Below are 21,513 nucleotides of genomic sequence, written 5' to 3' on the forward strand. Positions count from 1 at the left end.
ATGCTCATCCCGAAGCGCGTTAAGTTCCGTCGCCAGCACCGCCCGACCCGTTCTGGTATGTCCAAGGGCGGCAACAAGGTGACTTTCGGTGACTACGGTCTCCAGGCTCTCGAGCCGGCCTACATCACCAACCGTCAGATTGAGGCAGCGCGTATTGCCATCAACCGCCACGTCAAGCGTGGTGGTAAGGTCTGGATCCAGATTTTCCCGGACCGTCCGCTGACCCAGAAGCCACTGGGTGTTCGTATGGGTTCCGGTAAGGGCCCGGTCGAGAAGTGGATTGCAAACGTCAAGCCGGGTCGCATCATGTTCGAGATGTCCTACCCGGACGAGGCAACTGCTGTCGAGGCACTGAAGCGCGCAGGCGCTAAGCTGCCGATTAAGACCCGAATCGTTCGGAAGGAGGATCAGTACTGATGTCGAACGGCATTCCCGCCCACGAGCTTCGCTCGCTGGATAACGATGACCTGGTTGCCAAGCTCAAGGAGTCTAAGGAGGAGCTGTTCAACCTCCGTTTCCAGAGCGCTACCGGTCAGCTGACCAACAACCGCCGTCTCCGCACTGTCCGCAAGGATATTGCTCGCATTTACACCGTTATGCGTGAGCGCGAGCTCGGCCTGTCTGCTGCACCAACCGATGGTGATGCAGCATGAGTGAGGAAAACATGAACACCACCGAGGCTGGCGCACGCAAGGTGCGCACCGGTTACGTCGTGTCCGACAAGATGCAGAAGACCATCGTCGTCGAGCTCGAGGACCGCAAGCAGCACGCCCTGTACGGCAAGATCATGCGCACGAACTCTAAGGTCAAGGCGCACGACGAGAACGAAGAGGCTGGCGTGGGCGACCGCGTCCGCATCGAAGAGTGCCGTCCGCTCTCCAAGGACAAGCACTACCGCCTGATCGAGATCATCGAGAAGGCTAAGTAAGACCCGTCAGCTGAGCAATCAGCTCGGGCTTTACGACGAGAACCCCGTCGCGGGAAACACGAAAGTGTTTTCTGTGGCGGGGTTTTGTTTTTTTAGAAAGCCATGTTCCTTTGTATTTCTAGTCCGCTCAGTCCAGGTTTGATGGGTTTTTATCTCTGATAGCATTGGCCAGGATTTGTGCTTTGTGAGGGGAGAAGTTCGGTGACTACTGACGTGACCAGGATTGATGATCGAGATCTTGAGTCCGCGCTTCGCTCACATGACGTGGCTACGCTGTCGCGGCTCTTAACTGATATTGAACCCAAGGCTGCCGCTCGAAAGATGCGCCGCCTCAGCCATGGGGAACGTGCGCTGTTCTACCGCACACTGCCGAAAGACACGGCGGTTGAAACCTTCGATGAGCTGAACTCGGCTCTGCAGGCGCACCTGATTGACAGCCTCCGTGATCCTGAAGTCACCGCAGTTTTCGCGGAGATGGAACCGGACGATCGAGCAGAGCTGCTCGACGAGCTTCCTGCGTCTGTCGCTGCAAAACTGCTTGCCGATCTGCCGGATGATGAGCGAGAGCTAACCAACATCGTCCTCGGCTACCCCGACGGTTCCATTGGGCGTCGGATGAGCCCGGAGCTGGTGTCGCTTCACGACGATATGACGGTGGGGGAGGCTCTGGAGACCGTCTACAAGCATCTGGATGATGCCGAATCCATCTACACGCTGCCGGTGTCGAACCGGAACCGTCGGCTGGTGGGCGTGGTTAGCCTTCGTGAACTGATGCGCGCCAGCAGTGATATCCATGTTGCGGCTATCTTGCGGAAGGCTGATTACGCAGAAGCTACCGAACTCGAAGAGAAGGTAGCCCGCATGTGCGCTGATCGTAAGCGCCTAGCTCTGCCGATTGTCGACAGCGAGCGGCGTGTTATCGGTCTGCTCACGGTGGACGACGCCCTCCGGATTCTGGAAGAGGCAGACTCCGAGGACCAAGCTCGTATTTCCGGTTCTGAGCCTCTGCGCTTGCCCTATCTCGCGACGCCCATTTTCGAGATTGTTCGCTCTCGTGTGGTGTGGCTGCTCGTGCTTGCTATCGGTGCGACATTGACCGTGCAAGTCCTGGAAACTTTCGAAGAGACTCTTTCTCAGATGGTGGTTCTCTCGGTATTCGTGCCGCTGCTGATCGGTACAGGTGGCAATACCGGTAACCAGGCAGCAACCACGATTACGCGTGCGTTGGCGCTGGGGGATGTCCAACCCCGCGATATATTCAAAGTCATTCTCCGCGAGGTGAGAGTCGGTGCCTTCCTCGGTTTATTGCTTGGTACTCTCGGCCTGCTATTGGCTGGCTTGGTTTACGGCTGGGACATTGGCCTAGTGATTGGCCTGACGCTGCTGGGTATTTGTACTCTCGCGGCAACCGTCGGTGGCATTATGCCGCTGATTGGTAAGAAGTTTGGCATTGACCCAGCAGTCTTCGCTAACCCGTTCATTACGACGCTTGTCGACGCCTCCGGTCTGATCATCTACTTCCTGATCGCTAAGTCAGTATTGGGAATCTAGTCCCGTCGCGCAGGGGACGTCGGCGGTATAGAAAAGAGACCAACTGCGCCATAATGGTGGCCATGAGCAATGGCACCCACAATCACCGCACTTGGAAAGAAATTATCGCCGCCGATCCGCAGCATTCCCGCCGCTACGCCAACCGCTGGCGGGGATTCGTGCGCGAGGGCCGCGATATTGACGGCGAGGCGCGGTTGGTGGATGCAATGGCGCCACGCCACGCTCGAATCCTGGATGCCGGCTGTGGGCAGGGGCGCGTCGGCGGTTACCTGGCGAAGGCTAGTCATCGAGTCGTCGGTGTCGATGTCGACCCCTATCTCATCGACGAGGCAAAGCGACAGTTCCCGGATGCGACGTGGTTGGTAGGGGACTTGGCGCAATTGCCGCATGTGCTTGACGACGGGCTGGAGAACACACCCCACGATGACACGGCATCCGCCTTCGACGTCATCATTTGCCCCGGCAATGTGCTGACTTTCGTAGCGCCAGAAGACCGCGCGAAAGTACTGCAGGGCTTCGCGGAGGTGCTGAATCCGGAGAACGGTCGTGCCATTATCGGCTTCGGTGCTGGCCGTGGCTGGGACTTTGCGGATTTTGAAACGACTGCGCAGGAGGCTGGGCTCACCGTGATTCAGCGTTATTCCACGTGGGATCTTCGTCCCTTTGACGGTGAGTCTCAGTTCCTGGTTGCAGTGCTTGAGCGAGCTAAATAGAGCGGACTAAGTAGCGCTGACTAGGAATCCTTAGCCAGCAATTCTTCAACCTCAAGCTTGGCCGGCGGCTGCGCTCCCTTGCGGGACACAGTGATGGCAGCCGCGGCGGCCGCATAGTGCAGAATCTCGCGCCACTGGTCCGTTGATACCGAAGTCAGGTCAGCGGCCGTCAGGCCTCGTTCCTCAATTTGCGCTAAAAGTGCGCCCATAATTGTGTCCCCAGCACCGATGGTGTCAACGACATTCGCGTTGACGGCTGGGACATCGATGCGGTTTCCGTCGGCAAGCAAAGTGAGCCCATCGCCACCTCGGGTGATGACGGCGGCCGGAACTTTAGTCAGCTCCTCTTCGCCAAGGAACTCGACTTCCTCATCCGAGAGCTTCAACAAATTGACGTAGGGGAGCAAGCCCATGAGGAATTCGCGGTGTGCATCCGTTGCGTACATGGGGCGAATGTTCGGGTCCAAAGCGACTAGGGTGTCGTTGGCTGCGAACTGCTTGAGCAATTCCGCGTATCGGCTGGCACCCGGTTCCAGCGCCAGCGACAGCGTGCCAAAACATGCGATATTCGCATCGATGAGCTTCGGCTCCACAAGTGGGGTGGCCGTGCCGTCGGTGTAAAAGGTGTATGTTGCAGAGCGATCGTCGTGGATGGTGGTTACCGCCAGAATGGTCGGCTCTGGGCCACGCTGAACGTAAGTGGTGTCGACCCCTTCGGTTTCCAAGTGCTTGACCAGCTCATTTCCGAATCCATCCGTAGACAGGCGGGACTGGAAAATAACATCCGCACCGAGGCGAGAGGCCGTGACCGCGACGTTGTAGGGACCCCCGCCTAGCGCTGGCACGTGGTTATTGAGGCTGCCAGGAGATACCGGAACGAGGTCAACCAGACCTTCGCCGCAAACACAAATAGCCATGACTTCAATAATATCGGGGGGGGGGGATGACCTATCGCCGAATTACCATCTGTCACCGCCACAGGGCCGACTGAATGACCCGAATGGCCTTTTCGTGGACGGCGAGACACTGCATGTGTTCTACCAGCATGATCCATGCTTTCCACATGCGCCGAAGAGAACTGGGTGGGGGCATGCGTCCGCGTCGCTCACGACAGCCGAGCGGTGGCGTCATCACCCCGATGCGCTGTATCCGGACATGCCCTATGACAAGCATGGTTGTTATTCGGGCGGCGCAGTCGTCGATGGCGATGATGTGTGGCTCTTCTATACCGGCAACCTGAAGGTAGACGGGCGCCGCATTCCGTCGCAGAATCGGGTCCGTGCGCTTGCTCCCTCCGGCCCAGAGGGTGGGATTCATCTTGCCGATTCTGGTTATCTCATGGATTCTCGCAACGATTGAGAAGTTCTTCCATAAGCGTCTCAAGGGCACTGTCGACTTCATGCTGACACCACTGTTGACGTTGCTCATCACTGGTTTCATCACCTTTGCCGCCATTGGTCCAGTACTGCGCACTGCAGGTGAATGGCTGGGTATTGGTCTTGCAAATCTGTACGAATTCGCGGGACCTGTGGGTGGCTTCTTGTTCGGCTTGGTCTACTCGCCAATTGTCATCACTGGTCTGCACCAGTCCTTCCCTCCAATCGAGTACATGCTGTGGGATTAGGGAGGCTCGTTCATTTTCGCGACGGCATCGATGGCCAATATCGCTCAAGGTGGTGCCGCACTGGCGGTGTACTTCCTGGCCAAGAGCGAGAAGCTCAAGGGGTTGGCAGGCGCCTCCGGTATGTCGGCGCTATTCGGTATTACCGAGCCGGCCATCTTCGGTGTGAACCTACGTTTGCGCTGGCCGTTTTACATCGGCATGGGTGCCTCGGCCATTGCCTCAACCATGAAGGACGAGCCGAAGTCAGAAACTGCTGCGAAACCTGCTGTTACCGCAGAGAAGAAGTAAATCTGCCTCTCTTCGACGGTGAATCGCAGTTCCTGGTTGCAGCGCCTAAGGGGGGTAGGGCGCTGTGACCGTCGTAAAGCGGTTGCGATTCCGCGTCAGCCTGTCGATATTCTTTTATGCGAATAACTGCAATTAACGGCACGCAGGGAAAGGCTTCGGCGGTGACGCTATACGAAACGCTGGATACGGCTGGCGACAAGAAACAGGAACTGTTGACGCAGGACTACGGACGATTTGCCGTGCGAGCGGTCCTGGCGGGTATGTACCTGACGCTCGGAACGGCCTTCGCTGCGGTCGCTGGTCAAGTGGCAGAGGGCGTCGCGCCGGGGACTGGGGGACTGGTCTTTGCGTGCCTATTCGGGCTTGGGCTGTTCGCCATTGTGGTGCTCGGTGCAGAGCTTGCGACCGGCAGCATGATGTTTGTGTCCTGGTCCGCCGCACGCGGGCGCATGGCGTGGGGAGTTGCCTTTCGAATGGTGGCCGTCGCTACGTTCTACAACTTCATCGGTGCGGCGATTGTGGCGCTGGTGCTCAGCCAGAGCGCCAAGCTCGGTGGGATTGATGACACACATCTGATTTCCACCTTGACTGAGGGGAAGCTGGCCAAGCCGTTCTTCGGTGCCTTCGTTGAGGCGATGGGTGCGAATTTCGTGGTCAACATGGCTGTCTTAGGTGCGCTACAAGCCAAAGAAATCATTTCGAAGTTCGCTGTGATTCTGCCGATCATTGCAGTGTTCGTCGGGCTCGGACTCGAGCACGTGATTGCGAACTTCTCGTTGTTTTCCTTGGCCTTTTTCGCTGATCCGCATCCTACAGGCTTCGATGGTCTGCACATTACTGTTAACTGGGTGGCCGTGTGGCTAGGTAACTTCGTAGGTGGTGGCCTTGGGATCGGCGCGGTCTACGCCTGGTTGAACCAGACGAAGACCAGCTATGTTGACTAGGTTTTGAGCTTCGCCGCGCCCTAACCGGGCACCTATCTGACGGTCTATCCGACAGCCTGCCCGAAGAGCAGACCGACGAAGTAGGACACAATCAAACCGAGCGCACCACCAATTACCAGGCGCAGAGCAGCCTTGCCGGAGTGCGTGGAGCTGAGCTTGGCGCTGATGTAGCCGGTTAGAGCCAGAGTCACCATGGTGACAACAGTCACTGCGATTGCGCCAGAAGTGGGGCCGGTGAAAACCAGTGCCGCAATCATCGGCAGGATGGCGCCGAGTAGGAACGACAGTGCCGAAGAACCGGCAGCGGCCCAGGGGTTGGTAAGTTCCTCACCGTCAATGCCCAATTCCAGCTTTAGGTGAGCCGCCAGCGGATCGCTCTGTGCGATGCCGTGGGCAGCATCTTCGGCGATATGTTCTGGGATGCCGTAGCCAGAGAGAATGCCCACGAGCTCTTTATGCTCTTCATCTGGAAAGTTCTTAAGCTCGGCCTTTTCTTTGGCAATCAGTGCCCGCTCAGTATCGCGCTGGGTTGAAACCGAGACGTATTCACCCAGGGCCATCGAGATAGCCCCAGCGATAACGGCCGCGGCGCCAGCAGTCAGAATGGCTTCGCGAGAGGAACCTGCTGCAATCACGCTGAGCAAGATTAGAGCAGTGGAGACGATACCGTCGTTGGCTCCGAGGACTCCGGCGCGAAGCCAGTTGAGTTTCGCCGTCTCAGATGCCTTATGTGGTTCATGAGGATGTGTGTGCGTGGTCATGGCAGGACCTTTCTCCCATGTCAGCCCCATGCCTACGGGTGGTACGAGGCCTCACCATCGATTTAATGCCGATTCGGACACATTCTCAACCAGTGAAGTGAAACGAGGGGAGTCCTCTCGCTCGTAGCTCTTATGTCAGTCGGTGTGAGCGTTTGTGGAGGCCGGCGCGCGTCAATGTCAACACCGCGGTCAGCGCAATCAATGCACAGGTCAACATCGAAATAGCCATCGAGAGGGGCAGATTGGAACCAAGCCCCACCAGCGGGGAAACCGTGGCGGCCGCGAGGAACTGTGTGAAGCCCATCAGACCGGAACCTGAGCCAATTCCGATATCTCGAACCTCCTCAATTCCGAGTGCCGTGGCATTGGCGAAGATCAGCGGCATCATCGGTACCGTAATGAACAGCAACAGCCAAGTAGTGAAGAAAGTAATCCCGACGATGGCATTAATAATCAGGCCTATCGACGCCACGAGCATGACCGTAAGGGCAATTAAAATGCCCTTGCGGGGATGAAGCCGGTTGATCATCTTGCCGTTGAGGATTGACACAAATGTCAACATCGCTGCATTGGATGCGAATACGAGAGAAAACTGAGTAGGGGTGAGCCCCAGCAGCTCCTGGAAGATAAAGGGTGACGCAGCGATGTACGAAAACATCACCGAGAAGCCACCAGCGAAAGCCAACAAGTAGCCGACAAATACTGGCCGCCGCAGCAGCCGGCCAATATTGGGTAGGAGATTGCGCAGAGCACCTGTGGAGCGTCGCTCAAGCGGCAGAGTTTCCGGAACCATCAGAACCACAATCGCGACCATGGCGACGTTGATGGCTGCGAGAAACCAGAACACGCTGCGCCAGCCGAATGCGGGGCCTAGAAAACCGCCCACAAGGGGAGCGATTGCCGGGGCGATGGAGGAAATACCCATGAGGGTAGAGAAAGCTTTCGCTGATGCCTTGCCCGTCAAGAGGTCTGGGACTACAGAACGAGCCAGAACAACCGTGGAGCCACCAGCTAACCCCTGGAACAAGCGCATTGCAATAAGCGTGCCAATATTCGGTGCTACTGCACAGAGAATTGACGATCCCAAGAACACCAAAGTCGCAATGAGAAGCAGCTTCTTGCGGCCCAAACTATCGGAAAGGGCGCCAATGACGAGTTGTCCAGCAGCCATGCCAATCATGAAGGTTGTCAGCGTGAGCTGAACCATCGACTCGGTCATGGAGAACTCGCGTGCAATCTCCACGAAGGATGCCAGATATGTATCTGCGCCGAACGGGGCGGCGGCGGATAACAAGGCCAACCCGGCAAGTAGCGATACCGGCAGCGTCTGTGCTGGCTGTGTCCGAGCACTCTCGGAATGTTGATTTGTCACTGTTTCAGTATAGGGTTGCCGCAGAAGGCATAAACCATGTTGGGGGCATGAAACTAAGGGATTTTGTTGTCCCGCACGAACGTGCCATAATACACAGGTTGCGCGAAGCGACTGCGTGCTGCTCTCAACGGTCTAGAACCGTAGTAAGCACGAGGTCAAAGCGATAGGAAAGCTACCTCTAGCAGGTGCTTTCGTCGTAAAGCGTAAACGCAAGACATAAAGACCGCGTGCGTTTAGGACGGAAATCTGACGCACAATGCAACCAGGTCAGGAGAAACGCAGTGATTCAGCAGGAATCCCGTCTGCGCGTTGCCGACAACACTGGTGCACGTGAAATTCTGTGCATCCGCGTTCTCGGTGGCTCGACCCGACGCTTCGCTGGCATTGGCGACACCATTGTCGCAACTGTCAAGGAAGCTACTCCGGGCGGCAACGTCAAGGCAGGCGAAATTGTTAAGGCAGTCATCGTCCGTGCGAAGAAGGAGACCCGTCGTCCGGACGGCTCCTACATTTCGTTCGACGAGAATGCAGCTGTCATCATCAAGGCTGACGGTGAGCCGAAGGGCACCCGTATTTTCGGCCCGGTCGCGCGTGAGCTGCGTGACAAGAAGTTCATGAAGATTGTCTCGCTCGCACCGGAGGTGATTTAAGTGAAGATCCGTAAGGGCGATACCGTGCTGGTTATCTCCGGTCCGGACAAGGGTGCTCAGGGCAAGGTCATCGAGGCCTACCCGAAGCGCGACAAGGTCCTGGTCGAGGGCGTTAACCGTATCAAGAAGCACGTTGCAAACTCCGCTGCGGAGCGCGGCGCTTCCTCGGGTGGCATTGTCACTCAGGAAGCTCCGATTCACGTGTCGAACGTCATGCTGGTCGACGAAGATGGTACCCCGACTCGCGTCGGTTACCGCTTCGATGAGGACGGCAAGAAGGTTCGCATCTCCCGCCGTACCGGGAAGGACATCTAAGCATGAGCGAAAATTACACCCCTCGTCTGAAGGCCCGTTACCGCGATGAGATTCGCGGCAAGATGCAGGAAGAGTTCTCCTACGAGAACGTCATGCAGATTCCGGGCGTCACCAAGGTCGTCGTCAACATGGGCGTCGGCGCTGCTGCTCAGGACAAGAAGCAGATCAACGGTGCTATCAACGACCTGACTCTGATTACCGGTCAGAAGCCGGAGACCCGTCGTGCTCGCAAGTCGATCGCTAACTTCAAGCTCCGTGAAGGCGATGCCATCGGCGCTCGCGTCACCCTGCGTGGCGACCGTATGTGGGAGTTCCTGGATCGTCTGCTGACCGTGGCTCTGCCGCGAATCCGCGACTTCCGCGGTCTGTCTGATCAGCAGTTCGATGGTCACGGTAACTACACCTTCGGCCTGTCTGAGCAGACCATGTTCTACGAGATCGACGTTGACAAGATCGACCGCCCGCGCGGTATGGACATCACCGTCGTGACCACCGCTACCAACAACGAGGAAGGCCGCGCGCTGCTGCGCGAGCTGGGCTTCCCGTTCAAGAAGTAGTTTTGCCTCTTCGGTAGCTTTTGCCTGAAGCCCCGGATGCCGCTTGGCCTCCGGGGCTTTTTGCTGCTCTGTTAACTGCTTATGTTCGTGGGGGAGTGAGGTCGCTGTGCGGGGCCTGCGTAAAAGTTACCAGTGTTGCTGGTGGGAAAGTTGACCCTTTTTGGGGGTTGGAAATTAGTAAAGCCACAAGGTTTCTCAGTTGAAAGTTAGGCGTTTGTGATGATTTCGTTGTAAACTGCCATTCGTCATAGTGACGGCCGCCAAAATGCATTGTGGTCGTTATCAATTTGGGCAAGACTTAAGTGACTTCAGCTTCTGTGTGATTGAGCCAGTGGTTCTACACAGAGCGGTTCTTAAGTTAAAACGCAAAGGGATTAACTACATGAAGAACTTCTCCGTGGCCGTCCGCTCGGCTGCTATTGCAACTGTTGCGGCTCTGGGTCTGAGCTTGGGTGCAGGTGCTGCCAACGCACAGCCGGCACTGCCGGAAATGCCGAACATTCCGATTCCGGGTATCGGCGACACCGGCCCGAAGGGCGTCAAGCAGATCGTCACCTTCGGTGACTCCTTCACCGCTAATGCCGGTAAGGGTGGCCCGCGTGGCCTGGCGCCGGGGCAGAACGTACTGGTCGCCAACTGCGCTACCGACATGGAAAACTGGCCGAAGATCGCAGCTACGAAGCTGAACAAGTCCCTGGGTGACTGGTCCTGTAACGGTCTTGGCGGCTTCCCGGGTCAGCTCCTCGCATACCTGGAAGCTTCCATCCAGTACGGCGACATCGGAGAGGGCACTGAGAAGGTTGTCCTGATGTACGGCGGCATGGACTGGGTCCAGTGGGTTGACGTGGCAGGCGAGCTTGTCGCAAAGCCGGACCCCAAGGCTCCGTCGCTGTTTAAGCAGACGCTGCGTCAGTTCACTGACCGCGTCCACCAGGTTGCTCCGGGCGCTCAGGTCGTCCTGGCTTCGTACCCTGAGTACGCCACTGATGACCAGCTGTGCCTGGTGAACACCCCGAACCAGACCTTCCCGATCCCGGCACCGGGTGCCAGCGAGGTTCAGGGTGCATTCCGTGACAGCATTCGCTCCGCATCTCAGCACGTAGGTGCCGGCTTCATTGACGTCTACGAGGCAACCCTCGGCCACGGTACCTGCAACCCGAACCCGGATGAGCGCTTCGTCGCCGGTTTCGCAGATCCGGTGATGGGCCCGATGACCAATCACCCGACGGTGGCTGGCGAAAAGGCTATGGGTAACATCATCGCCGACCAGCTCTACTAATTTTCTCCAGCCGGCACCATGTCGGCTAGGAATTGAGTTCCACTGATAATTGGTGGGGCCTCACGCCGCGAGCGGACTAATGTCCGTCTGCGGCGTTTTTGCATTTCGGTCGGTATTTGTTAGTATCACCAGGTCTGCCCTCTGCAAGAGGTGCGGCAGTAAAAATGTAAGAACTTTGCTGTAGGCCCCTCGCCTCGCATCGTCTCTGGCGTCACCTGGGTGGCGAGCTGACTCGGCTATTGAACCGAGTTGGCGAACAGTAGCCCTTAAATCGCCGGAATCACGATATTGGTAGTCGCTCCATCTTAAGCTTTTGCCGTGTGACAGTTGCTGTTTGTGCGGTCATTGGAGTTAGCCACGAGGTGGGAAGGAACCGCAGCGAGAAAGGAAGCGGTCACTAACCATGACCATGACTGACCCAATCGCCGACATGCTGTCGCGCGTGCGCAACGCTAACAACGCGTACCACGACTCTGTCTCGATGCCGTCGTCCAAGCTGAAGGCTAACATCGCCGAGATCCTCAAGTCTGAGGGTTACATTGCGGACTACGCAGTCGAGGATGCCAAGGTCGGCAAGACCCTGACCCTGAACCTGAAGTACGGCCCGTCCCGCGAGCGTTCAATCGCTGGCGTGCGTCGCGTCTCCAAGCCGGGTCTGCGTGTTTACGCAAAGTCCACTAACCTGCCGAAGGTCCTCGGTGGCCTGGGCGTGGCTATCATCTCCACGTCTCAGGGCCTGCTGACTGACCGTCAGGCTTACGAGAAGAAGGTTGGCGGGGAAGTCCTCGCTTACGTCTGGTAAAGGGGGAACTACACAATGTCTCGTATTGGTAAGAACCCTGTCGTTGTCCCGGCAAATGTTACTGCACAGGTCAACGGCCAGGACGTTTCCGTCAAGGGCCCGAAGGGCGAGCTGTCTGTCTCTATCCCGGCTCCAATTACCGTTGAGCTGAAGGACAATGAGATTGTGGTCAACCGCCCGGATGACCACCGCAAGAGCCGCTCCCTGCACGGTCTGTCCCGTTCGCTGATTAACAATATGGTTGTCGGTGTGACCGAGGGCTACACCATCAAGATGGAAATCTTCGGTGTCGGTTACCGTGTCGCCAAGAAGGGCAAGGACCTCGAGTTCTCCCTGGGCTACTCGCACCCAGTCCTGATCGAAGCACCGGAAGGTATCACCTTCGATGTCGACGGCACCACCAAGCTGTCGATCACAGGTATTGATAAGCAGCAGGTCGGACAGCTCGCAGCTAACATCCGTCGTCTGCGTAAGGATGATCCTTACAAGGGCAAGGGCATTCGTTACGATGGCGAGCAGATCCGTCGCAAGATCGGAAAGACGGGTAAGTAATGAGCAACACCAACGAAAAGCGCCTCCCGGTAGGCAAGGACATCTCGACTCGTCGTCGTGTCGCCCGCGCCCGCCGTCACGCACGCTTGCGCAAGAACGTCCGCGGCACCTCCGAGGCACCGCGCCTCGTCGTGCACCGCTCTTCCCGCCACATCACCGCTCAGGTTATCGACGATTCTATCGGTCGTACCCTGGCAGCTGCTTCCACTCTGGACGCAGATCTCCGTGGCTTCGAGGGCGACAAGAAGGCCAAGAGCGCCAAGGTCGGCGAGTTGATTGCTGCTCGCGCTAAGGATGCTGGCATCGAGAAGGTCGTTTTCGACCGCGGTGGCTACCAGTACCACGGCCGCGTTGCTGCTCTGGCCGAGGCTGCCCGTGAAGGTGGTCTGAAGTTCTAATGCGCACTTACAAGTCCAACGGAAGGAATGCGTGATGTCGGAACGCGATAAGCGCGAAGGCGGACGTAACTCCGCTGACAACAAGAACAACAACCGTCGTGGTGGCCGCGGTAACGACCGTCGCCAGCAGGACGAGCGTTCGCAGTACATCGAGCGCGTAGTAACTATCAACCGAGTTTCCAAGGTCGTCAAGGGTGGTCGTCGCTTCAGCTTCACCGCTCTGGTCATCGTCGGTGACGGCGAGGGCATGGTCGGCGTCGGCTACGGCAAGGCCAAGGAAGTACCGGCAGCTATCCAGAAGGGTGCTGAAGAGGCTCGTAAGAACTTCTTCCGCGTCCCGATGATTGCTGGCACCATCACCCACCCGGTTCAGGGTGAGACCGCTGCTGGCATCGTGCTGCTGCGCCCGGCTGCTCCGGGTACCGGTCTGATTGCCGGCGGCGCTGTCCGCCCGGTTCTCGAGTGCGCCGGTGTTCAGGATGTTCTGTCCAAGTCGCTGGGTACCAACAACTCCATCAACGTTGTTCACGCAACCGTTGATGCTCTCAAGCAGCTGGTTCGCCCTGAAGAGGTCGCCGCACGTCGTGGCAAGTCCCTCGAAGAGGTCACCCCAGCACGTATGCTGCGCGCACGCGCAGGTCAGGGAGCGTGATTTCCATGGCACTGAAGATTACCCAGGTCCGTGGTACCGCTGGTACCAAGCAGAACCAGAAGGATTCGCTGCGCACTCTCGGCCTGAAGCGCATCAACGGTTCCGTCGTTCGCCCGGATACTCCGGCTGTGCGCGGTCTCGTGAACGTTGTGCGTCACCTGGTCGAGGTTGAAGAAGTAGCGGGGGAGTAGGTAAACCATGAGCGAACCAATTAAGCTCCACGACTTGGCCCCGGCTCCGGGCGCTAAGAAGAAGAAGACTCGCGTCGGCCGTGGTGAGGCTTCCAAGGGTAAGACCGCTGGTCGCGGCACCAAGGGCACCAAGGCCCGCAAGCAGGTTTCGGCAGCATTCGAGGGTGGCCAGATGCCACTTCACATGCGTCTGCCGAAGTTGAAGGGCTTCAAGAACCCGGCGAAGGTCACCTTCCAGGTGGTCAACGTTTCGGATCTGGAGCGGCTGTTCCCGAACGGTGGCGACGTCACCATCGCCGACCTGGTTGCAAAGGGCGCTGTCCGCGCTAACCAGCCGGTGAAGGTCCTCGGCGACGGCGACATCAACGTCTCCGTCAACGTCACCGCAACCAAGTTCTCGGGCTCCGCAAAGTCCAAGATCGAGGCTGCAGGCGGCTCTGTCACTGAGGCCTAAAGCATTTAAGCTTTAACAAAAGAGCTCTTAACCCAAGTGGTTAAGAGCTCTTTTTGTATTGAGGGGAGGAAAGGGGAGGGGAGGGCAGCGCAAACTGCTGGCTTACAGCAGGCCGGTGTTGCGCAAAGCCCACTCCAGTTGGTCAATGTCAGCGTCTGTATGGAGCGCGGTAATGGTCAAACGCAACATTGCCTCACCACGGGGAACCGTCGGGTAGCGAATCGCAGGTATGTACACGTCGAGCTCCGCCAACCGTGCTGAGGCGTCCATCGCTTCGGCTTCGTCGCCAACGGGCAGTGGGATGATTGCAGATGCGGGGTCTGACTTTGCGTCAACCAGGGAGCGGACGCGCGCAATATTACGCTGCAATCGCTTGACGACGTCCCCAGCCTCCAACTGCTTCAACGCGGCGCGGATAGCTGCGACGGAACCTGGGTTCATCGACGTTGAGTACACAAAACTGCGGGCTTGATTGCGTAGCAGTTCGCCAACTGGTGGGGAGCAGAGAACGTATCCTCCTTCGACACCGAGAGCCTTGCTCGCGGTGCCGACCACAATGTCCGGGCGCATGCCCAGGTGCGATGCAGTGCCACGACCTTGTTCTCCGATAACGCCGACGCCGTGGGCGTCGTCAAGCATCAGCCATGCGTTGTGACGGCGACAGGTGCGCTCGAGTGCGGGGCCGTCGATGACCTCGCCTGACATAGAGAACACGGAGTCGGAGATGACAAGCTTGTGGCGGGCGCTCGATGCTGCGAGGAGACGGTCGAGTGCCTGGTAGTCAGCATGTGGAAAGACCGTGACGTTAGCTCGGGCATTGCGGCATCCGTCGATGATGGAAGCATGGTTGGCGGCGTCGGAGAAGATTTCCACGTCGGCGGTGGCGATGGCAGCGATGGTTGAGTGGTTCGCCTGGTAGCCAGTCGCAAAGAGAACGGCATCGTCGAAACCGAAGAACTGCGCCAGTTCATTCTCAAGTGCGCTGTGGATGCTAGTGCCGGTGGTCAGGCGAGAGCCGCCGGACCCGGTGCCGAAATGTCCAATTGCCTCGGTGGCAGCTGAGATGAGTTCAGGGTGCGTGGACAGGCCGAGGTAGTCCGAAGAAGAAAACAGTAGATAGTCGGTTCCGTCAATTCGGCTGTGTGGCAGTTGTCCGGTTTCGAAAGTGCGCAGTGTGCGGGCAAGCCCTTCAGCGGCCCAGGCCGAGTTCCTTTGGGCGGCGATTGCTGAGAGGTCGCTGTTGGGGGCGGTCACGTCCGGCGAGGAACTGGCGTCAGCTGGGAGCTCGACGTAGACCGGCGCGTTCTCCAGGTAATCGATTAGCTCGGGGATATCGGTGCCGGGTTCAACGATGAAGATGCGAGTACCAAGAGTGCTGCCGTGGTCCTTGATATTGGGGATACGGTGAAAGATTCCGTCCAGCGCCAGATATCCCCGCGTGTAAAAGGGGTCATCGGAGAGGCAGATTTCTGCGACGATACCCGGGGCGCTGTGAACCTTAGATGCGAGGATGAGCGCCTCGTGAAAATGATCCTTGGTGCAGTCCTTACTGGGGTGCGAGATGGCATCAAAAGTGGAAACCCGTACACCACGGGTAGGGCTTGGGTCGAGCCGTTCACCGGAGGAGGCATCGATGAGAGCGGCACCGCGGAGACCTGTGAGTGAATAGGCCATTTCGACGGCGATGTCGGCTGCTTGTATGCCTGCAGCGTGTAGGCGTTGAGCAATGAGATTGCGTGCGTCCTCAGGGCTGGGGTTCGACTCTAGAAAGGGAGTCAACGCGGACACGGTGCCGATAGTCGACTCTTCAACCTTGTCCACAGTGATGTGAATTGTGTCGGCTCGACCCTTGTCGTGGTGAAGTGCACGGCTAGTCATTGCAGAAGCCAGCTGAGGTAGTTCGACGGCCGGTGCAAGACGCTCAGCGCCAGAGATATGGCAGCCATCGGCGCTGGATCGCATGCGGATGCTGTAGGTACTCACAGAGCAAAACTTTAACACTGTTCAAGTTTTGTCTGGGAAAATTGGGTGAGGCACAGTGAGGGGGCGTGGGCTCAGAGGGGAGGGGGCGCTGGGATCGTCGTCAAGCGAAAAGAGGTGATTGGCGGGGCGCTGTACTAACGGTGATATGGAGGTGTATTGCGACGATGTGGAGAAACGCTGGTAGACTCACTACGTCAAATACTGTCAATTAAAGGTTTGAGGAATACGTCATCCGCGTTGTTTAACTAAAACGGGAGACTACTGGCGGATAAGCGGGTAAGTCTTTCGGGAAAAGCGTGGGAGAAGCGGATTTCTTGACCTCGGGAGGATGCACGTGGCTTCCGGTCTCATTGCGGCGTTGCGCGATCCCGATTTGCGTAAGAAGATCTTCTTCACTCTGACGATGATCATTCTGTACCGAATCGGCTCGCAGATTCCAACCCCTGGTATCGACTACCAGTTGGTCAACGCGCAGCTCGAGCAGATTTCGAAAGATCAGTCCAGCGTTTACTCGCTGATCAACCTGTTCTCAGGTGGCGCTCTGCTGCAGATGGCGATTTTCGGCATCGGCATTATGCCGTACATTACGGCCTCGATTATCGTCCAGCTGCTCACGGTGGTGATTCCACACTTCGAGCAGTTGAAGAAGGAAGGGCAGTCGGGTCAGACAAAGATGACCCAGTACACCCGCTACCTCACAGTGGCGTTGGCGTTGCTGCAGTCTGCAGGCATTGTGGCCATGGCAGACCGAGGTGCCCTGCTGGGTGGCTCGCAGTCGCTGCTGGTTAAGGATGCGGGTGTCTTTGACCTCGTGGTGATGGTCGTTGTGATGACCTCCGGTGCCGTGCTGGTCATGTGGATGGGTGAGCTCATCACTGACCGAGGCGTCGGCAACGGTATGTCGCTGCTGATTTTCTCCGGCATCGCCGCTGGTATGCCGGCGCAGGGAGCGAGCATTCTGCGCTCTACTACCGGTGTCGTGTTCGCCACCGTGATTGTTGCCGTGCTGATTCTCATCATCGGCGTTATTTTCATTGAGCAGGGACAGCGCCGTATTCCGGTGCAGTACGCAAAGCGCATGGTTGGTCGTCGCCAGTACGGCGGATCTTCCACCTACCTGCCGCTGAAGGTGAACCAGGCCGGTGTTATCCCGGTCATCTTCGCGTCCTCGCTGATTTACGTGCCGGTTCTGATTACCCAGATTGTTCAGTCCGGTCAGTCGAATCCGAACATGGACAACTGGTGGCAGCGCAATGTCATTCAGTACCTGCTGGCGCCGTCCAGTTGGCAGTACATTCTGCTGTTCTTCCTGATGATCATCTTCTTCTCCTTCTTCTACACCTCCGTGCAGTACGACCCGCACGAGCAGGCGGAGAACATGAAGAAATACGGCGGATTCATTCCGGGCTTCCGCCCGGGACGCCCGACTGCTGAATACCTGTCCTACGTCCTGATTCGCCTGCTGACTGTCGGCTCGCTGTACCTGGCGCTGATTGCTGTTCTGCCAAATGTCGCTCTTGATATGGGGCTTGGCGACGCGAACTCCGGTACAGGCGGTATGTTTGGAGGTACAGCCCTGCTGATTCTGGTCAGTGTTGCGCTGACGACGGTCAAGCAGGTTGAAAGCCAAATGATGCAACGTAACTACGAAGGGTTCTTGAAGTAATGCGACTCGTACTTGTAGGTCCTCCCGGTGCAGGCAAGGGCACTCAGGCAGCTATCCTCTCGGAAAAGCTCGGTGTCCCGCACATCTCCACCGGTGACCTGTTTCGCGCAAACATCGGTGAAGGCACTCCGCTTGGCATTGAGGCGAAGTCCTACATCGACGCCGGCAACCTTGTTCCGGACGACGTGACTGTGCGTATGGTCGAGTCCCGTCTGAATGAGGACGACGCTGCCAAGGGGTTCCTGTTGGATGGCTTCCCGCGCACTGTTGGTCAGGCAGAAGAGCTGAAGCGTCTGCTGTCCAACCTCGGCACTGAGCTGGATGCGGTCGTACAGTTCGACGTTTCTGAGGATGTCGTCGTCGAGCGCATGCTGGCCCGTGGTCGCGCAGACGACACTGAAGAGGTCATCCGCAACCGCATGCATGTGTACACCAATGAGACCGCTCCTTTGCTGGATTACTACTCGGAGAAGATCATCAAGATTGCCGCTGAGGGATCCGTTGAGGAGATTAACGAGCGCACGATGGCTGAGCTGGAGAAGCTGAACTAGGCTCCTGGCACACCGGGTAACTAGACGCTCTAGCTTTTTCGCTGGCTGGGGCCGATGGGTTTGCCGGTTGTAGATGGTTGTTGAAGCCGCCCTTTCGAACCGTTGAGGTTTGGAAGGGCGGCTTTTGTGTGTGGCTGTTGGGGCTGGGGTGGGGGCAGCCGATAGTGAGGGCTACTGGAAGTCTTGAATGATTTCGTCGATAAGTGGCTGTGCAGCCTCGGCGCCAATATTCGCGAAAACGAACTCTTGGTAGATGCGGTTATCCTCGTCGATAACCATAACGAAAGGGGACCCCTTGCTGATGCCGCTAAATGCGTGCTTGCCGGGTAGCTCGTATGGCGTGTAGCTCTCGACGGACTCAGCCTTTTCGTTAATGCGCTCGACAGTGGCCGGGTCCTCGGCAGTACTGAGCATTGCGGTGCCACCGTCGCCAACCGCCATTACGCAGGTGAAGCCATGTACGCTCTCGCTGCCAAAAATGACGGGTTTAGAGTCATCCGACTCGACGCAGCTGCCAATCGCCTCCTTAATTGCATCAGGTGTGAAGTTTTGGAGCGACTCAGGCAGTGCAGAGGTGCCCATGAAACCCGAGGTGCTTCCAGGGGCCTCCGGCGATTCTGCGGCAGGGGAAGTGGAGGGGACAGTCGGCGCCGGCGACGGCTCGGGGTTGCTTGAGCATGCGCCAACCAGGAAAAGCGAGCTGGCAGCAATAACAACGCCCGCAGTCTGCGCGGACTTCAACAGTGAATGCATGCCAGTTATCGTAGGGCAGCTCATCTTTGGGTGTAAATTTCTCGGAAGTGGCAGCGATCCGAGCGGCGCCCTCGTAGGTGGCGGGGTACAGCTAGCCGGTGGTTCCCTTCTGGGGCAGAGTAGACTCAACCAGCGTGATGAGTTTTCGACGCCGCCGCAAAGTAGTTCCTGCCCGCACCGAGGGAGAATTGGATGCGATGCAAGCGGCCGGCGAGATCGTCGGTCGTGCATTGCTAGCCTGCCGAGACGCCGCTAAGCCAGGGGTCACCACGGCAGATCTCAATGAGATTGCGCACCAGGTCATTATCGATGCTGGCGCAACGCCGTCCTTCCTTGGCTACGAAGGCTTCCCGGCATCTGTCTGCGCATCAGTGAACGAAGTAATTGTCCACGGCATTCCGTCTTCGTCTACGGTTCTCGCCGATGGTGATTTAGTCTCAATTGACTGTGGCGCAATCCTGGATGGCTGGCACGGCGATTCGGCACTTACTTTCGGCGTCGGAAAGCTGAGTGACGATGTCGAAAAGCTGAACATTGCGACATCAGAGGTCCTCGCCGAAGGTATTAAGGCCATGGTGCCGGGCGCTCGCCTCACCGATATTTCGTATGCGCTTGAAATGGCCACCCGTGAGGCTGAACTGCGCCACGATATTGAACTCGGCATCGTCGATGGATACGGCGGGCACGGCATTGGGCGCGAGATGCACATGGATCCCTTCCTTCCCAACGAAGGCAAAGCAGGAAAGGGGCCCCGCATCGTCGAAGGCTCCGTTTTGGCCATTGAACCGATGCTCATTCTCGGCGGCGAGTGGGGTAGTGATGAGCTTGACGACGGCTGGACGGTCGTCAGCGCCGATAGAATGCCGGCCTCCCATTGGGAGCACACAGTTGCCGCCACAGCGGACGGCCCCCGTATTTTGACTCCTCGATATGAATAACTAGTGCGTGAGAGGCCACGCGAAAGGTCAGAATGTTGCCATAAAAGCTGCGATGAATTCTGAGCGCGTGGAGCGCACCCGCCTGCCGTCGCTTGCAACCGGTCCCATAGTGGTCGTATTTGGTAAAAACGCAGGTCGCGTGTAAAGTTGGGCGATGGTGTGGGCGCAGTGTCGCTGCAGTGATGATTATCCCTGCACGGAACTGCTAAAACACCAGGCAGAGTAGAGATTTCCCAACTGGTGCCGGGATTGTCCCGGGTATCCGCCAGAGAGACGTGGAGGACATGGCTAAAAAGGAAGGCGCAATTGAGGTTGAGGGTCGCGTCGTCGAACCCTTGCCGAACGCGATGTTCCGAGTGGAGCTGGACAACGGGCACAAGGTGCTCGCCCATATCAGTGGCAAGATGCGCCAGCACTACATCCGTATTCTCCCGGAAGACCGAGTCGTAGTGGAGCTTTCTCCGTACGATCTCGAGCGTGGGCGAATCGTCTACCGCTACAAGTAAATCGACCTGACCACTGTTGGTAGTGGTTATGGGCTTATTTACTAACTAGACAGAAACTCCACCGTCCTAGCTGCTTCTGGTGACGGCCGCGTGATGTTGAGACCGGGTGTCTCAGCAGATTAGCGCGGCGGTTCTTTATGAAAGCTTTTCCACAGAAGTAAGCGAGAATACCTCCGGCAACGGTGGCTGGAGCCTTTCTATAACACTTGCGCGACTCGGCGTCCGACCGAGTAAGCCGGGTCTGGGAAGGATGGCAGTGGAGTAAACCACCGCATCAACCGGAAGGAAATTGCCGTATGGCACGCCTTGCTGGAGTTGACCTGCCACGCAACAAGCGTATGGAGGTCGCTCTTACCTACATCTATGGCATCGGCCCCGCCCGTGCCAATGAGCTGCTGGAGAAGACCGGCATCTCTCCGGATCTGCGCACCGACGCTCTCACCGATGAGCAGGTTGCTGCGCTGCGTGACGTGATTGAAGCTACCTGGAAGGTCGAGGGTGACCTCCGCCGCCAGGTTCAGGCTGATATCCGCCGCAAGATTGAGATTGGTTCCTACCAGGGTCTGCGCCACCGTCGTGGCCTGCCAGTCCGTGGTCAGCGCACCAAGACCAACGCTCGTACGCGTAAGGGTCCGAAGAAGACGATCGCCGGAAAGAAGAAGTAAAACATGGCAGCTCCGAAGTCCGCACGCGGCCGTCGTACCGGCCGTCGCGTTGTAAAGAAGAACGTGGCTCAGGGCCACGCATACATCAAGTCCACCTTCAACAACACCATCGTGTCCATCACGGACCCGAAGGGCGCTGTTATCTCGTGGGCCTCCTCTGGTCACGTCGGTTTCAAGGGCTCTCGTAAGTCCACTCCGTTCGCTGCTCAGATGGCCGCCGAGAACGCTGCTCGTAAGGCCATGGAGCACGGTATGAAGAAGGTTGACGTTTTCGTTAAGGGTCCGGGTTCGGGCCGCGAAACCGCCATCCGTTCCCTCCAGGCCGCTGGCCTTGAGGTGTCCTCGATCTCGGATGTGACCCCTCAGCCGCACAACGGCTGCCGTCCGCCGAAGCGTCGTCGCGTCTAGGAATAGGGTAAG

The 21,513-nt window shown here is 57.7% G+C and carries 27 protein-coding genes and 3 pseudogenes; 24 read left to right on the forward strand and 6 right to left on the reverse strand.

Going from position 1 to position 21,513, the window contains the following annotated elements; all coding sequences use genetic code 11:
• The 5 genes from rplP (at nt 1) to HMPREF2849_RS06780 (ending at nt 3,192) form a co-directional block, all read left to right on the forward strand.
• A complete protein-coding gene (rplP, locus tag HMPREF2849_RS06760; protein WP_070438081.1) occupies nt 1-417 on the forward strand; it encodes a 50S ribosomal protein L16 in 417 nt (138 codons plus the stop codon).
• Nucleotides 417-653, forward strand: coding sequence for a 50S ribosomal protein L29 (gene rpmC / locus HMPREF2849_RS06765; protein WP_005509851.1), 237 nt, complete (start codon nt 417-419; stop codon nt 651-653). The genes rplP and rpmC overlap by 1 nt, the downstream gene beginning before the upstream one ends.
• Nucleotides 650-928, forward strand: coding sequence for a 30S ribosomal protein S17 (rpsQ, locus tag HMPREF2849_RS06770; protein WP_042388398.1), 279 nt, complete (start codon nt 650-652; stop codon nt 926-928). Before rpmC ends, rpsQ begins: the two co-directional genes overlap by 4 nt.
• A 201-nt stretch (nt 929-1,129) precedes the next feature.
• On the forward strand, nt 1,130-2,479 hold the full coding sequence (gene mgtE, locus HMPREF2849_RS06775) for a magnesium transporter (protein ID WP_016422061.1): 1,350 nt from the start codon (nt 1,130-1,132) through the stop codon (nt 2,477-2,479).
• 53 nt (nt 2,480-2,532) lie between these two features.
• Nucleotides 2,533-3,192 carry a class I SAM-dependent methyltransferase gene (locus HMPREF2849_RS06780; protein WP_016422062.1) on the forward strand — a complete coding sequence of 220 codons (660 nt, stop codon included), beginning with the start codon at nt 2,533-2,535 and terminating at the stop codon, nt 3,190-3,192.
• Between the two features lie 20 nt (nt 3,193-3,212).
• Here the strand turns inward: HMPREF2849_RS06780 and HMPREF2849_RS06785 are convergent, their stop codons facing one another.
• Nucleotides 3,213-4,109, reverse strand: coding sequence for a carbohydrate kinase family protein (locus HMPREF2849_RS06785; protein WP_070546905.1), 897 nt, complete (start codon nt 4,107-4,109; stop codon nt 3,213-3,215).
• Here HMPREF2849_RS06785 and HMPREF2849_RS11005 point away from each other — a divergent pair.
• The 3 genes and pseudogenes from HMPREF2849_RS11005 to HMPREF2849_RS06805 form a co-directional block, all read left to right on the forward strand.
• Nucleotides 4,108-4,518: pseudogene (locus HMPREF2849_RS11005) on the forward strand (glycoside hydrolase family 32 protein); the annotation flags it as partial. The gene HMPREF2849_RS06785 and the pseudogene HMPREF2849_RS11005 sit on opposite strands and share 2 nt — an antisense overlap.
• Nucleotides 4,502-5,044: pseudogene (locus HMPREF2849_RS11010) on the forward strand (PTS transporter subunit EIIC); the annotation flags it as partial. The pseudogenes HMPREF2849_RS11005 and HMPREF2849_RS11010, both read left to right, overlap by 17 nt.
• Nucleotides 5,045-5,265: 221 nt before the next feature.
• The gene (locus tag HMPREF2849_RS06805) at nt 5,266-6,048 is read left to right on the forward strand and encodes a formate/nitrite transporter family protein (RefSeq protein ID WP_042388404.1); all 783 of its coding nucleotides are present in this window, start codon (nt 5,266-5,268) and stop codon (nt 6,046-6,048) included.
• Between the two features lie 44 nt (nt 6,049-6,092).
• Here HMPREF2849_RS06805 and HMPREF2849_RS06810 read toward each other — a convergent pair whose 3' ends face one another.
• Nucleotides 6,093-6,809, reverse strand: a complete 717-nt coding sequence (locus HMPREF2849_RS06810; RefSeq protein WP_070546910.1) for a VIT1/CCC1 transporter family protein — start codon at nt 6,807-6,809, stop codon at nt 6,093-6,095.
• A gap of 130 nt (nt 6,810-6,939) precedes the next feature.
• The gene (locus HMPREF2849_RS06815) at nt 6,940-8,181 is read right to left on the reverse strand and encodes a multidrug effflux MFS transporter (protein ID WP_070862795.1); all 1,242 of its coding nucleotides are present in this window, start codon (nt 8,179-8,181) and stop codon (nt 6,940-6,942) included.
• 281 nt (nt 8,182-8,462) lie between these two features.
• Here HMPREF2849_RS06815 and rplN point away from each other — a divergent pair, with 281 nt between their 5' ends.
• From rplN to rplO, 10 genes are all read left to right on the forward strand, one after another.
• Nucleotides 8,463-8,831, forward strand: a complete 369-nt coding sequence (gene rplN / locus HMPREF2849_RS06820) for a 50S ribosomal protein L14 (protein ID WP_016422069.1) — start codon at nt 8,463-8,465, stop codon at nt 8,829-8,831.
• Nucleotides 8,832-9,146 carry a 50S ribosomal protein L24 gene (gene rplX / locus HMPREF2849_RS06825; protein ID WP_005509963.1) on the forward strand — a complete coding sequence of 105 codons (315 nt, stop codon included), beginning with the start codon at nt 8,832-8,834 and terminating at the stop codon, nt 9,144-9,146.
• A gap of 2 nt (nt 9,147-9,148) precedes the next feature.
• Nucleotides 9,149-9,703: a 50S ribosomal protein L5 gene (gene rplE / locus HMPREF2849_RS06830; protein WP_005509901.1), complete on the forward strand. Its 555-nt coding sequence runs from the start codon at nt 9,149-9,151 to the stop codon at nt 9,701-9,703.
• Nucleotides 9,704-10,085: 382 nt separating this feature from the next.
• On the forward strand, nt 10,086-10,982 hold the full coding sequence (locus HMPREF2849_RS06835; protein WP_070862797.1) for a GDSL-type esterase/lipase family protein: 897 nt from the start codon (nt 10,086-10,088) through the stop codon (nt 10,980-10,982).
• Between the two features lie 403 nt (nt 10,983-11,385).
• Nucleotides 11,386-11,784, forward strand: coding sequence for a 30S ribosomal protein S8 (gene rpsH / locus HMPREF2849_RS06840; protein WP_005509822.1), 399 nt, complete (start codon nt 11,386-11,388; stop codon nt 11,782-11,784).
• 15 nt (nt 11,785-11,799) lie between these two features.
• Nucleotides 11,800-12,336: a 50S ribosomal protein L6 gene (gene rplF, locus HMPREF2849_RS06845; protein ID WP_005509895.1), complete on the forward strand. Its 537-nt coding sequence runs from the start codon at nt 11,800-11,802 to the stop codon at nt 12,334-12,336.
• Nucleotides 12,336-12,734 (forward strand): 50S ribosomal protein L18, encoded by a 399-nt coding sequence (gene rplR / locus HMPREF2849_RS06850; protein ID WP_005510009.1) that lies wholly within the window; start codon nt 12,336-12,338, stop codon nt 12,732-12,734. Before rplF ends, rplR begins: the two co-directional genes overlap by 1 nt.
• Before the next feature lie 34 nt (nt 12,735-12,768).
• Nucleotides 12,769-13,386, forward strand: coding sequence for a 30S ribosomal protein S5 (gene rpsE / locus HMPREF2849_RS06855; RefSeq protein WP_005510059.1), 618 nt, complete (start codon nt 12,769-12,771; stop codon nt 13,384-13,386).
• Between the two features lie 5 nt (nt 13,387-13,391).
• Nucleotides 13,392-13,577 carry a 50S ribosomal protein L30 gene (gene rpmD, locus HMPREF2849_RS06860; protein WP_070604493.1) on the forward strand — a complete coding sequence of 62 codons (186 nt, stop codon included), beginning with the start codon at nt 13,392-13,394 and terminating at the stop codon, nt 13,575-13,577.
• 7 nt (nt 13,578-13,584) lie between these two features.
• Nucleotides 13,585-14,031, forward strand: coding sequence for a 50S ribosomal protein L15 (rplO, locus tag HMPREF2849_RS06865; RefSeq protein WP_016422071.1), 447 nt, complete (start codon nt 13,585-13,587; stop codon nt 14,029-14,031).
• Between the two features lie 102 nt (nt 14,032-14,133).
• Here rplO and HMPREF2849_RS11575 read toward each other — a convergent pair whose 3' ends face one another.
• Together HMPREF2849_RS11575 and HMPREF2849_RS11580 are read right to left on the reverse strand one after the other, a co-directional pair.
• Complete coding sequence (locus HMPREF2849_RS11575; protein WP_370545759.1) at nt 14,134-15,285, reverse strand: aminotransferase class I/II-fold pyridoxal phosphate-dependent enzyme; 1,152 nt, start codon at nt 15,283-15,285, stop codon at nt 14,134-14,136.
• A 48-nt stretch (nt 15,286-15,333) separates the two neighbouring features.
• A pseudogene (locus HMPREF2849_RS11580) lies at nt 15,334-15,993 on the reverse strand (6-carboxyhexanoate--CoA ligase); the annotation flags it as partial.
• Nucleotides 15,994-16,342: 349 nt separating this feature from the next.
• Between HMPREF2849_RS11580 and secY the strand changes: the two are divergent.
• Both secY and HMPREF2849_RS06880 read left to right on the forward strand, forming a co-directional pair.
• Nucleotides 16,343-17,680, forward strand: a complete 1,338-nt coding sequence (secY, locus tag HMPREF2849_RS06875) for a preprotein translocase subunit SecY (protein WP_070862799.1) — start codon at nt 16,343-16,345, stop codon at nt 17,678-17,680.
• Complete coding sequence (locus HMPREF2849_RS06880) at nt 17,680-18,231, forward strand: adenylate kinase (RefSeq protein ID WP_005509947.1); 552 nt, start codon at nt 17,680-17,682, stop codon at nt 18,229-18,231. The genes secY and HMPREF2849_RS06880 overlap by 1 nt, the downstream gene beginning before the upstream one ends.
• 171 nt (nt 18,232-18,402) lie before the next feature.
• Here the strand turns inward: HMPREF2849_RS06880 and HMPREF2849_RS06885 are convergent, their stop codons facing one another.
• Nucleotides 18,403-18,984, reverse strand: coding sequence for a hypothetical protein (locus HMPREF2849_RS06885; RefSeq protein WP_070545638.1), 582 nt, complete (start codon nt 18,982-18,984; stop codon nt 18,403-18,405).
• Between the two features lie 137 nt (nt 18,985-19,121).
• On the opposite strand from HMPREF2849_RS06885, the gene map reads away from it, so the two are divergent.
• The 4 genes from map to rpsK all read left to right on the forward strand — a co-directional run bounded on the left by map (nt 19,122) and on the right by rpsK (nt 21,501).
• A complete protein-coding gene (map, locus tag HMPREF2849_RS06890) occupies nt 19,122-19,922 on the forward strand; it encodes a type I methionyl aminopeptidase (protein WP_049190406.1) in 801 nt (266 codons plus the stop codon).
• Nucleotides 19,923-20,206: 284 nt separating this feature from the next.
• The gene (infA, locus tag HMPREF2849_RS06895) at nt 20,207-20,428 is read left to right on the forward strand and encodes a translation initiation factor IF-1 (RefSeq protein ID WP_016422077.1); all 222 of its coding nucleotides are present in this window, start codon (nt 20,207-20,209) and stop codon (nt 20,426-20,428) included.
• A 296-nt stretch (nt 20,429-20,724) separates the two neighbouring features.
• Nucleotides 20,725-21,093 (forward strand): 30S ribosomal protein S13, encoded by a 369-nt coding sequence (gene rpsM / locus HMPREF2849_RS06900; protein ID WP_005509836.1) that lies wholly within the window; start codon nt 20,725-20,727, stop codon nt 21,091-21,093.
• A 3-nt stretch (nt 21,094-21,096) separates the two neighbouring features.
• On the forward strand, nt 21,097-21,501 hold the full coding sequence (gene rpsK, locus HMPREF2849_RS06905) for a 30S ribosomal protein S11 (RefSeq protein WP_016422078.1): 405 nt from the start codon (nt 21,097-21,099) through the stop codon (nt 21,499-21,501).
• Nucleotides 21,502-21,513: the final 12 nt, after the last annotated feature.

This window comes from Corynebacterium sp. HMSC073B01 (assembly GCF_001838255.1).
Classification (GTDB): domain Bacteria; phylum Actinomycetota; class Actinomycetes; order Mycobacteriales; family Mycobacteriaceae; genus Corynebacterium; species Corynebacterium jeikeium_D.